The following is a 10,646-nucleotide window of genomic DNA, read 5'->3' as shown; positions in this document are numbered from 1 at the left end:
TGCTCCGCGTGACGCGGTGTCGCCATGCGCATTCAAGTCGGGCGGCTCGAATGCGCGGCATGGAGCGGAAACAAGGAAAAGGCGCAGAAATCGACAGCACGACGTAGCGCCGGAATCGGCGCTGCAATCCGCCGCAAGAAGGCCGGCGCGACGACTTCGAGGTTCATCGCATGACGCTTTTCAAACGCTATCTGCTGGCTTTTGCGCTCATTGCGCTTTTCACGGTTTCGCCGTTCATCCCGGTCGTGATCGCGGGAGTCGTCGCGACGGCGAACGGTTGCAGGCTCGACGAGGCAGGCTTTTACCCTTGCGTGATCCTGGGGCATGACTTCGGCGAGCTGCTCGGAACGATGGGCATGCTGGGCTGGCTGGGCCTCGTGACGTTTCCTGTCGGCAATGTCTTGATATGCGTGCTGGCCGCCGTGGCGCTCGTTCATTTCTTCCGGCATCGGCGCAAAGCCGCGTCGAAGCAGGCAGCAGGCGAGTGACGCGCCGTGCCGCGACGCGTGCTGCGCGCAGCGCGTTGAAGGCTTTCGTTCAACTCGTAGATGGTTTTTTGAAACCAAGGTATTGAGAATCATTCTCGACAACTGTAGTATCCCCGTTTTCCAGAAACTTACAAATGGATTCGGGGTATCGGATGAAAAGCAGCAAGCGGCGCGCGAGGCGTCGAGGATGGGCATGCGCAGCGTCGCTCCTGGTCGCGCAGGGCTGGGCCGCAGCGGTCGTGCGCGCAGACGCGGCGGAGGTCGAGACGGTGGTCGATACGGCCGCGGCCGGTGCGGCAGGCGGGAAAGCGGCCGAGGCTGGGGCCGAGACTGGCGCCGACACTGGAGCCAAGGGGCGGGCCGACGCCCAGGCAGAGGCGAAACCCGACACCACGCCGGCCTTACCCACCGTAAAAGTCCGCGCGTCGAAGCCGCTCGACGAAACCGGCTACCAGCCGCGCCGTGCCACAGTCGCCACGCGCACCGACTCACCGCTCATCGACGTGCCTCAAGCCGTCAACGTCGTGACCCAGCAGCAGATCGAAGACCGCGCGCCCGACAGTCTCGCCGACGCCCTCGCCGCCGTGCCCGGCGTGCGCATGGGCAATACGCTCGGCGGCACGCTCGATGCCATCGTGAAGCGCGGCTTCGGCGACAACCGCGACAACTCGATCCTGCGCGACGGCATGCAGTCCGTGCAGCCGCGCAACTTCACGCCCACCACCGAGCGCATCGAAGTGCTCAAAGGGCCGGCCTCGATGCTCTACGGCATTCAGGACCCGGGCGGCATGATCAACGTCGTCACGAAGAAGCCGCAACTGGAAGCGCAGAACTCGGTGTCGGGCTTCGCGAGTTCGTACGGCGGAGGCGGCGCGCAGATCGACCTGACCGGGCCCATCGGCACGTCGGGCCTCGCGTACCGGCTGATTGCGGATCATCAGCGCGTCGACTACTGGCGCAACTTCGGGCAGACGCGTCAGGAGACGATTGCGCCGTCGCTCGCCTGGTACGGGCGCGATACCACGGTGCTGCTGCAATACGAGCACATGAACTACTCCGTGCCGTTCGACCGCGGCACGCTGATCGACACGCGTACCGGCAACCCGGTGGCAATTCCCGCCGACGAACGGCTCGACGAGCGCTACAACGTTTCCACGGGCCGCTCCGATGCATTCAACCTGCGCGTCGATCACAAGCTAAGCCCGAACTGGACCGTGCATGCGGGCTACGGCTACAACCGCACCTACTACAACGACTGGCAAGCGCGCGTGCTCTCGGCGAATTTCAATACGGGCGTGCTGACGCGGCGCGTGGACAGCACGCAGAACGGCGTGCAGGACGTGCACAACCTCACGCTGAACCTGGAAGGCAAGGTGCAGCTGTTCGGGTTGCAGCACGACGTGCTCGCGGGCGTGGACTACATGCGCAACTATCGCGTGCTGGGCGACCTTTATCGCGGCAAGAACAATTCGAGCTTCAACCTGTACGCGCCGGTGTACGGCCTGCTTTCGCAGACCAGCACGCTTTCGAAGGCCGACAGCGATCAGACCGACAAGCTGATTTCGCGCGGCGCGTTCGTGCAGGACGCCGTGCACCTGGGCGAGCGGTGGATCGTGATGGGCGGTCTGCGTTACGAGTCGTTCGGCGAACTCACGGGCAAGGGGCGGCCCTTCGTGACCGGCGCCAACGTGCACGCCGACAAGGTGGTGCCGCGCGCGGGCGTGGTCTACAAGATCGACCCGGCGTGGTCGCTCTACGCGAGCTACAGCCAGTCGTTCCGGCCGAATACGTCGATTGCGCAGCCCATCGGCGACCTGCCGCCCGAGGAAGCGAACGCGTGGGAAGCGGGGTCGAAGCTGGTGACGGACCAGCTCACGGCCTCCGTGGCGCTGTTCGACATTCACAAGCGCAACATCCAGACCACGGAAACCATCAACGGCGTGAACTACACGCGCAACGCGGGGCGTGCGCGCTCGCGCGGCCTGGAGCTCGAGGCGAACGGCAAGCTCAGCAACACGTGGAGCGTGATCGGCAGCTACACCTACACCGAAGCGCGTTATGCCGACGACCCGAAGCTCGCCGGCAATCCGCTGCCCAATGCGCCCAAGCACGCGGGCGCGCTGTACCTCACGCACGATTTCGGCAACGTGGGCGCGGCGCCCGTGAGCGGACGCGTGCGGGCCGGTGTGGGCGGCCGCGTCTTCAGCAGCCTGCCGGTGGGCGATGGCACGGGCAAGGTGTACCACCTGCCGTGGGGACACGTGGTGGATGCGTTCGTGGCATGGGATTCCCGCATTTACGGCCGCTCCATTGCGTGGCAGTTGAACGCGAAAAACCTGTTCAACTCGACGTATTACACGTCGAGCTGCTGCACGGGGCTGCCGTTCGTCACCCTCGGCGAGAGCCGCGAGTTTCTGCTCTCCGCGCGGCTCGATTTCTGATGCCGCGAAAGCCTTGCCCGGCGGGGCTTGCGAACCGCCCCGCGCCCTCGCGGCAACCCCTTGATAAGCGGGCCTGGCGCGGGGTATGATGAGCGCCGTTTGCGGTATCTGGCACAGCGCAAGTAATTGATTTGCGGGCGGAGCGGCCCATCCAGTCCATCTCCGGAACGCACGCCGCGGGTTCGAATCGAACGCGGTCTCGCCCCCGCCCTCGTCAAGACAGACAGTAAGGCTTCGCTGGCATCAGCGAAGCCTTTGTCCTATTCAGTATTCAAAACCCTTTTGAGACGTGCATTTCCGACACGGAAAATGCGGCACGTCGTGACGAAGCGAGAGGACTTACGAATGTTCGACCTCGACGGAGAGGCGCGCGAACGGCTGATCGTGTGGATTCGACGCCGCATGGATGAATTCGGAATTACGCTGGAAGAGCTGGAAGCTTCCAGCGCGGCCGATGCGCAAAAGGCCCCCATGTATCGCGATGCTTACGGCAATACCTGGGACGGGCAGGGCGAGCGGCCCGAATGGCTTACCCGCGCGGTCAATGCGGGTCAGAACATGGAGCATTTCCGCTGCTGAGGCGGTGAATTCATTGCGGCGTTTTCGGGAAAAAAGGCGGTGGCTATTTCGCCTGCGGTTATTCCCGTATCAAAACCGCCCCTCAATTCAGCTGAATTCCGGCAATAAAAAGTATTTAGCGCGCGGATATTGGGCGGCCGGATTCTTCATCACGGGCACGCGCGCTGTTCAGTCCATTCAGGAGCGATCCGCATGACGGCCTCGACGCATTCCTCTGCATCCACGACGGCAGCCGGGCCGGCCTCGTCGCGTTACGACGACGAATGGGCGACCCGCTGCGATCTTGCCGCGCTCTATCGGCTCGTCGCACATTTCCGCATGACGGACCTCATCGACACGCACATCACGGCGCGCGTGCCGGGCCCCGAGCATCATTTCCTGATCAATCGCTACGGCGTGTTGTTTCACGAGATGCGCGCCTCCGATCTCGTGAAGATCGATGGCAACGGGCGCGTCGTCGAGCCCGCCGCATCCGGTGATCCCGCACGCTACCGCGTGAACGCCGCGGGCTTCACGATCCACTCCGCCGTGCATAGGGCGCGACCCGATCTGCGCTTCGTGGTGCACACGCACACGTCGGCGGGGTCCGCGGTGTCCGCACAAAAGCAGGGGCTGTTGCCGATCAGCCAGCACGCGCTGAAGTTCTACGGCAAGCTTGCCTACCACGACTACGAAGGCATTGCGCTCGATCCCGGCGAGCGCGAGCGGCTCATTGCCGACCTGGGATCATGCAACGCGATGATCCTGCGCAATCATGGTTTGCTGGCAGGGGGCGCGTCGGCGGCGGCGGCTTTTCAGGAAATCTACTTCCTCGAGCGCGCTTGCCAGATCCAGGTGCAGGCACTGGCGGGCGGCGTGGAACTCTCGATACCTTCCGAGGCCGTCTGCAAACTCACCGCGAGTCAGTTCCAGCAAGACGACGCCGCGGGCATCGTGCAACTCGCGTGGGAAGCCGCGCTGCGGCTGATCGACAACACGCTTTCCGACTATCGCAGCTAGCGTGCGCTGCATGACGACGCTTTGAACGACGCAGTCCGTTCAGCGGCCGCCTTCGACTTCGCGGCCGTTGAACGGAACCTCAGGAAATCCGGACCGTCGTCACGGTCCATACGACGTCACTGCTGCTTCTGCTGCAACTGTACCTGCTGCTGTTGCAGATACTGCCGGACATCGCTCATCGACACGCGCCCCGTGTGCGACGCATCGATCTGGTCGAAGTGCTTCGCGATGTAGCCGAGCCCGCTCGTTTGCGCCTGTTCTTTGGTGATGGACGCACCGTTGTTCAGCACCGTATTGGCGCCGAGGCGCGCCTCGATGCGTTGCTGGGCCTGCTGCTGGAGCTGCGTTCCCGTGGACGGAACCACCGGCACGGGACGGTTGGTCGGAAAGAACGGGCCGTCCACGCCGTGGCCGCCTTTGGGCAGCGTCACAGGCGCGACGGATTGAAGATCGGACGCCTGAACGTTGCCGACCACGGCGCCGAGCACGATTAGCGGCAGAACGCGCCGCAGCATATCGATTGGAGACATGATCACTCGCAATAGAAGGGCATGATGGGTAGGCGGGCGCCCGCGCGAACGGATGCCCGCGTTTCTCCTGAGCTTACTGCGCGGCCGCGGTTTGCGCTGCGGCTGCCGTGGGCGTGCCCGCCGGGCTCTCGTCAGGCCATGGCGCGGGCAGCGTCCACAACGAGAGCGCGAGCGGAATCGGCTGGCCGCGGTAATAGTCCGCGAGGTCGGTCTTCATCTGCGGACGGGCCACGTCGTCCAGATAGATCATGTGCCCGCCCTGGAAGAAGTTCACCTGCAGGTTCGGGTTCATGCCCGGCACCGTTTGCAACCGCGCAAGCTGCTTTTCCGTGCTGAAGAACGGCGTGGCGAGATCGTGATAGCCGTTTTCCGCGAGCACCTTCAACTGCGGGTTGAGCGTGAGCGCGCCGAGCAGATCGGGCAACGTGTCGGGCAGCGGCTGGCCGTCATGCGAGAAGTCCCACACCTGGATGATGGCGTCGTTGAGCGGCATGTACGTCGCGTTCGGCGCACGGTAGCCCAGGTAGTTCGGCATCTGCGTTTGCAGCGCGGTGGTGAACGGCTGCGAGATCAGGATGTCCGACGGGTCCGAATCGTTCTGCAGACGCGGGTCCGAATTGGGCAGCGACACGCGTCCGTCATAGCGGCCGATCGTCGTGCCGGGCAGCAGCGTCATATTGAACGGATTCACGTTGAAGTAGCCCTGCAGCGCCTGCATCGTGAGGCTGGACGGCCAGCGCCACGACTCGAGCGTGCGCGTGGAGGGGAACACGGGCGTGCCGAGCGCATCCGGAATGCCGAGCTGGCTCAGTACCCACGACTGCGCGTACTTCTTGAAGTGGTTGTACTGGCCGGTGGCGAATATTTCGGACTGCAACGCATAGAGGCCCATGTCGAGCGGTGGTGGCGACACCTGGTTGAAGTACGCCGCCACGGCTGCGTAGCCTGGGTAGTAGCCCGCGAGCGTATCGGTATCGAGCATCAGTCCTTCTGTGGATGCCGTGATCGCGGTGGCCTCGATGGCGTCGGCGAAGTAGTTGAGGATGGACGACTGCAGCACGATGCCTGTGAGGTGCACGCCGGCGGATTCGAGCGCGAGCGCGAGCATGTCGGTGCGCGGCGTGCCGTACGATTCGCCGTAGAGATAGAGGGGCGAGCTGCTGCGATTGTTCACCGTCAGATAGCGCGTGATGAAATCGCGCATCACGTTCACATCGGGATCGCAGCCCCAGAATTTCTGGTTCGTGTTCGGCAGGATCGCTTCGGAAAGGCCGGTGCCCGGCGGATCGATGAACACCATGTCGGTGGTGTCGATCAGGCTCTCGCTGTTGTTGACGAGCGGATAGTTGGGCCAGTTCGTGAGCAGCGGATCAGGCGTGGCGACGCGCGTGGGGGCGAACGAACCCAGACGCAGCCAGATCGACGACGAACCCGGACCGCCGTTATAGAAGAACGTCAGGGGCCGTGGCGAGCCGTCCGCATTCGGGGCCGTGTAGGCGACATACGACATGGTGGCTTCGGGGTTGCCGTTCGCATCCAGAGCCGTCAGGTGGCCTGTCGTCGTCGTGTAGTTGACGATGCTCTTGCCCGACGTCCACTGATAATGCATGACGGCCGCGCGTTCCTTCACTTGCGAAAGCGGCAGACCGTCGTTGGCGTTGAGCGAATAGGCCACCGGGTCGGTGTAGGGCTGGTTGGCCTGGCTGGCCGCGGGCGTCTGCGCGCCGGCCTGATTCGCCGCCACCTGGCGCATCGTGCTTGCCGCGGACGATGCCGAGCCGCTATCGCCGCCGCCACATGCTGCGAGGATCAATGTGCTGGCGAGCAATGCGCATGGCAGGGCGAGCCAGCGTCCGTGGCGCGCATGGCGGACGCGGGCAGGCGCGATGGCGCGGCTGCCGCTGGAACTACGGTCTGGTTTCATTTCTGTCCCTGTGACTGGTGAGATACCACTACACAAGACCGCGTTCGCCGGTTGGGCACATGAGAAACAGACAGCGCGTGCAGAACCCGCCGGCATCAGCGGCTGACGTTCGACTTTCACAACTGCCTTGAGCTTGAACTGACCGATATGAATAAGAGTACTAACGACATGCCATGAGGCATGGTCAGTAACTTGTACTGTTTTGAGGCTTTCGCCGTCTTGAGAAAGATTTGGTAAGGACGGGCGACAAGGGAAAAATAGGAGGGGTCACATTACCTTGTCAAGGCGCGCCCCTGTGCCCGCGGCCAGAATGCCGGGGCCGTAGTTCGGTTTCCTGTACGTGGCTTCGCGGGGCGTAGCGGACGTGTAACGGATGCGGAAATGAAAGCGATGTCGCGTATGCCGCAGCGCTCGCATCAAACCTGCGGGCCGGTGCGCGGAACGTGCGCCATGGATTGCGCCGGTATGCGATACACGACGGCGTGATACTTGGGCGCGATGCGCTGTTCCACCACGACGCCGCCGAGCCCTTCGGCAATCCGGCGGCTTGCGCGATTGTCTTCGGCCACGGGATACGTAAAGCCGCGTCGTATCCCGAAGGCGTGCGTGGCCCATTGCGCCACCAGACTCACGGCTTCACGGCCGAACCCTTCGCGGTGGCGATCTTCGCGAATCCAGATGCCCAGTTCCGGATAGTCGCTGTGCAGTTTGTGCAGCCCCGTCAATCCGAGAAACGCTGCGCTCTCGCGCTCGCGTATGGCGAAGACGAACTCGGTGCCCTGTGTGGCGGCCACCTGCCATTGCTGCCAGATACGATCGAAGGCTTCTTGCGTGGCGGGCGGATCCCACGCCATGAATTGGGTGAGAGTAGGCGTCATGCAGCCGAACGCAGCCTCTGCATCGTCGGCGGAAAACGGTTTGATGGAAAGCCGTGCCGATGCGATGTGCACTTCATCGGGCCGTGGCGTCGTTCCGTGCGGTGTGTTTTGCGTATCGTTCATGCGCTCTCGCAATCAAGGCGAGAGCGCCTTGCCGACGTGCGTGTCGAAGTGGTTTCTATACCAGTCGATCATGCCGCGCATGAAGGCCTCCGCGGGCGGCGACTTGCCCGCGCCCACCAGTTCCGCGCATGCCGCGGCGACGGCCACCAGAATGCGCGACGTCTCTGGCACATACGGCAGATCGAGGCCCTGATCGTGCCGCTCGCGAATGACTTCATAGCGGGCGTTTTCGGCCAGCGTCCAGGCGCTCACGAGAAAGTCCCGCACGTTGGCGCGTTGTCCGCCTACGTCGATCGTGATGCTTCGGTGGTGCTCGGCATAACCCGCCTGTTCGAGTTTCTCGCAGCTGTCGATAGCCGCATTGATGGCTTCGCGAATCAGATTCCAGTTCGTTTCCATGCACTGTGCTCCCGGGTATGCCGCGTGCATTTGCGAGGCATGTGGTGCGACATGCGATGGCGCGCGCGGCTGCGCAACAGTATCAGGAACAAAATCGCGCGACGATAGCCCGCATGACGCATGCATCGAAATCCGTTTGTCAGCCGGCTCGAATTCGGGCGACAATCGCGGCCATCTTCTGCAGCCTGCGCGAGGTGCTGGACATGTCGGTGCTGATTATCGGGTTGGTGATCTTTCTCGGTGCGCACTCGGTTCGCATCGTGGCCGAAGACTGGCGGCGCGCGCAGATTGCCCGCCTCGGCGAGAAAGGCTGGAAAAGCGCGTATTCCGTGGTGTCGTTGATCGGCCTGGTGCTGCTGGTGTGGGGCTACGGTCTGGCCCGGCGCGACCCCACGGTACTGTGGACGCCGCCGCCCTGGGCACCGCATCTCGCGGCGCCGCTCACGGCGCTCGCCTTCATTCTGTTCCCCGCGGCATACGTGCCCGAGAATCACTTCAAGTCGCTGTTCAAGCATCCGATGGTGACGGCCGTGATGCTCTGGGCCATCGCGCACCTCGCGGCCAACGGCACGCTCAATGCGCTCGTGCTGTTCGGCGCGTTCCTGGTGTGGTCCATCGTGGACCTGATGGCGGCGCGGCGTCGCGATGCGATAGCCAACGTCGTCTATCCGCCTGGCCGGTTCTCGAAAGACCTGATATGCGTGGTCGCCGGCCTCGTTGCGTGGGTGGTCTTCGCGCTATGGCTGCACGGCGTGCTGATCGGCGTGCGGCCGTTCGGTTGAAAGCGTCCGCATCAATCCACATAAAAAAAGTGCCCGCGCGAGGCGGGCACCGAATGTGTCTCGGAGTTTTGCGATCAGGTTATCGCGAACCGGATCGTAACGCCGATATGTGAAAGGCTCGTGAAAGCGGCGCATGCCGCCGCTTGTGCCGTGTCGTTACACGTCGAAGAACACGGTTTCCCGGTCGCCTTGCATGTGGATGTCGAAGCGGTAGATCACGCTGCCCGCGTGTTCTTCGCGCTTTGCGACGAGCGTTGCGCGGCGTTCGGCCGGCACGGCTGACAGCACTGCATCCTGCTCGTTCGCCGCGGCTTCGTCGTCGAAGTAGATGCGCGTGAAGGCGTGCAGCAGCACGCCGCGCATGGTCACCGTCACGTCGATGTGCGGCGCGCTATCGTCCGCTGCACGGCCTGGCTTCACCGTTTCCACAATGAAGCGCTGCTTCGCGTCCGTACCCGTGCCCACGCGGGCAAAACCGCGAAAGCCCGTTTCGTTCGCTTCGTTGCGCGAGCCGGGATAGCGGCCATTGCTATCCAGCTGCGTGAATTCGAGCATCGCGTCGGGAATCGGCGCGCCGTCGCCGTCGAACACGCGACCGATGATCGTGATGTGCTCACCGGGCGTTTCGGGCGCGACGAGTGCGGGCGTGAACAGGCTCTTGTGGTCGAAGTTGTATTGCTCGGGACACAGACCGTAGGCGAAGTACGGGCCGACCGTTTGCGAAGGCGTTTGCTTGAGAGTCATGGTTCAACGCTCCATCGGGGTTTCGTTGCGGCCGCGCAGCACGATGTCGAATTCGTAGCCCAGCGAGAAGCCTTCTTCGGTGGTGTCGAGCGAGAAGCGCGAAATCAGCCGCTCGCGCGCGCCTTCCGGCACGCCTTGGTAGATCGGGTCGAACGCGAGCAGCGGGTCGCCGGGGAAGTACATCTGCGTGACGAGCCGCTGGCCGAAGTAGTCGCCGAACAGCGAGAAATGGATGTGATTCGGACGCCACGCGTTCGGATGATTGCCCCACGGGTAAGCGCCGGGCTTGATGGTGAGGAAGCGATAGCGGCCTTCGTTGTCCGTGAGGCAGCGGCCCGCGCCGAGGAAGTTGGGATCGAGCGGCGCGTCGTGCTGGTCCTGCTTGTGCACATAGCGGCCCGCGGCGTTCGCCTGCCAGACTTCCACGAGCGTGTTGCGCACCGGCTTGCCGCCTTCGTCCAGCACCTGGCCCGTCACGATGATGCGCTCGCCGAGCGGCGCGCCGTTCTTCACGGCGTTGCGCGTGAGGTCGTTGTCGAGCGGGCCCAGGTCTTCGGCGCCGTAGACGGGCACGCGCTGGTCACGCAGACGTTCCTTGAGCGGAATGAGCGGACGCGTGGGACCGCGCTTCACCGACGACCGATAGCCGGGATCGATGTAGGCCGGATGAGAAGGGAAGTCGCGCGCGGACAAAATCGGGTCGTCCATCGGGTGTCTCCTTGAAATCGTTGTTGAGTGGGGGGTGAGGTGCAGCGGGAT

Annotated in this window: 11 protein-coding genes; 4 read left to right on the top strand and 7 right to left on the bottom strand. The window is 63.7% G+C overall.

Features of this window, described 5'->3' with window-relative positions; all coding sequences use genetic code 11:
* Nucleotides 1-32: 32 nt before the first annotated feature.
* On the bottom strand, nt 33-683 hold the full coding sequence (locus U0042_RS29265) for a hypothetical protein (RefSeq protein ID WP_157977832.1): 651 nt from the start codon (nt 681-683) through the stop codon (nt 33-35).
* Nucleotides 684-727: 44 nt separating this feature from the next.
* On the opposite strand from U0042_RS29265, the gene U0042_RS29260 reads away from it, so the two are divergent.
* The 3 genes from U0042_RS29260 to U0042_RS29250 all read left to right on the top strand — a co-directional run bounded on the left by U0042_RS29260 (nt 728) and on the right by U0042_RS29250 (nt 4,507).
* Entirely contained in the window at nt 728-2,929 is a 2,202-nt protein-coding gene (locus tag U0042_RS29260) for a TonB-dependent siderophore receptor (RefSeq protein ID WP_232833395.1), read from the top strand.
* Nucleotides 2,930-3,238: 309 nt separating this feature from the next.
* A complete protein-coding gene (locus tag U0042_RS29255) occupies nt 3,239-3,508 on the top strand; it encodes an H-NS family nucleoid-associated regulatory protein (protein ID WP_114811298.1) in 270 nt (89 codons plus the stop codon).
* Nucleotides 3,509-3,700: 192 nt separating this feature from the next.
* Nucleotides 3,701-4,507: a class II aldolase/adducin family protein gene (locus tag U0042_RS29250; RefSeq protein ID WP_114811299.1), complete on the top strand. Its 807-nt coding sequence runs from the start codon at nt 3,701-3,703 to the stop codon at nt 4,505-4,507.
* Nucleotides 4,508-4,623: 116 nt separating this feature from the next.
* Here the strand turns inward: U0042_RS29250 and U0042_RS29245 are convergent, their stop codons facing one another.
* The 4 genes from U0042_RS29245 to U0042_RS29230 form a co-directional block, all read right to left on the bottom strand.
* Nucleotides 4,624-5,037 carry a 2-oxoglutarate dehydrogenase gene (locus U0042_RS29245; protein ID WP_114811300.1) on the bottom strand — a complete coding sequence of 138 codons (414 nt, stop codon included), beginning with the start codon at nt 5,035-5,037 and terminating at the stop codon, nt 4,624-4,626.
* A 73-nt stretch (nt 5,038-5,110) separates the two neighbouring features.
* Complete coding sequence (locus U0042_RS29240; protein ID WP_114811301.1) at nt 5,111-6,961, bottom strand: S10 family serine carboxypeptidase-like protein; 1,851 nt, start codon at nt 6,959-6,961, stop codon at nt 5,111-5,113.
* Between the two features lie 416 nt (nt 6,962-7,377).
* Nucleotides 7,378-7,962, bottom strand: coding sequence for a GNAT family N-acetyltransferase (locus U0042_RS29235; RefSeq protein WP_114811302.1), 585 nt, complete (start codon nt 7,960-7,962; stop codon nt 7,378-7,380).
* A gap of 12 nt (nt 7,963-7,974) precedes the next feature.
* Entirely contained in the window at nt 7,975-8,361 is a 387-nt protein-coding gene (locus U0042_RS29230; RefSeq protein WP_114811303.1) for a hypothetical protein, read from the bottom strand.
* Nucleotides 8,362-8,564: 203 nt separating this feature from the next.
* Here U0042_RS29230 and U0042_RS29225 point away from each other — a divergent pair, with 203 nt between their 5' ends.
* Nucleotides 8,565-9,143: an NnrU family protein gene (locus U0042_RS29225; protein WP_114811415.1), complete on the top strand. Its 579-nt coding sequence runs from the start codon at nt 8,565-8,567 to the stop codon at nt 9,141-9,143.
* Between the two features lie 156 nt (nt 9,144-9,299).
* Here the strand turns inward: U0042_RS29225 and pcaG are convergent, their stop codons facing one another.
* Nucleotides 9,300-9,887 (bottom strand): protocatechuate 3,4-dioxygenase subunit alpha, encoded by a 588-nt coding sequence (pcaG, locus tag U0042_RS29220; protein ID WP_114811304.1) that lies wholly within the window; start codon nt 9,885-9,887, stop codon nt 9,300-9,302.
* A 3-nt stretch (nt 9,888-9,890) separates the two neighbouring features.
* Nucleotides 9,891-10,595 carry a protocatechuate 3,4-dioxygenase subunit beta gene (gene pcaH, locus U0042_RS29215; protein WP_114811305.1) on the bottom strand — a complete coding sequence of 235 codons (705 nt, stop codon included), beginning with the start codon at nt 10,593-10,595 and terminating at the stop codon, nt 9,891-9,893.
* Nucleotides 10,596-10,646 lie beyond the last annotated feature (51 nt).

Origin of the sequence: Paraburkholderia kururiensis, from assembly GCF_034424375.1 — a bacterium.
Taxonomy (GTDB): domain Bacteria; phylum Pseudomonadota; class Gammaproteobacteria; order Burkholderiales; family Burkholderiaceae; genus Paraburkholderia; species Paraburkholderia kururiensis_A.
Note: the sequence above shows the minus strand (reverse complement) of the source record. Positions and strands in the feature narration are given on the sequence as shown.

Bases quoted from the DNA above. Each gene is read 5' to 3' on its own strand.
- U0042_RS29265 (WP_157977832.1), bottom strand. From the start codon at position 683: ATGCCCATCCTCGACGCCTCGCGCGCCGCTTGCTGCTTTTCATCCGAT.
- U0042_RS29255 (WP_114811298.1), top strand. From the start codon at position 3,239: ATGCGGCACGTCGTGACGAAGCGAGAGGACTTACGAATGTTCGACCTC.
- U0042_RS29250 (WP_114811299.1), top strand. From the start codon at position 3,701: ATGACGGCCTCGACGCATTCCTCTGCATCCACGACGGCAGCCGGGCCG.
- U0042_RS29245 (WP_114811300.1), bottom strand. From the start codon at position 5,037: ATGTCTCCAATCGATATGCTGCGGCGCGTTCTGCCGCTAATCGTGCTC.
- U0042_RS29240 (WP_114811301.1), bottom strand. From the start codon at position 6,961: ATGAAACCAGACCGTAGTTCCAGCGGCAGCCGCGCCATCGCGCCTGCC.
- U0042_RS29235 (WP_114811302.1), bottom strand. From the start codon at position 7,962: ATGAACGATACGCAAAACACACCGCACGGAACGACGCCACGGCCCGAT.
- U0042_RS29230 (WP_114811303.1), bottom strand. From the start codon at position 8,361: ATGGAAACGAACTGGAATCTGATTCGCGAAGCCATCAATGCGGCTATC.
- U0042_RS29225 (WP_114811415.1), top strand. From the start codon at position 8,565: ATGTCGGTGCTGATTATCGGGTTGGTGATCTTTCTCGGTGCGCACTCG.
- pcaG (WP_114811304.1), bottom strand. From the start codon at position 9,887: ATGACTCTCAAGCAAACGCCTTCGCAAACGGTCGGCCCGTACTTCGCC.
- pcaH (WP_114811305.1), bottom strand. From the start codon at position 10,595: ATGGACGACCCGATTTTGTCCGCGCGCGACTTCCCTTCTCATCCGGCC.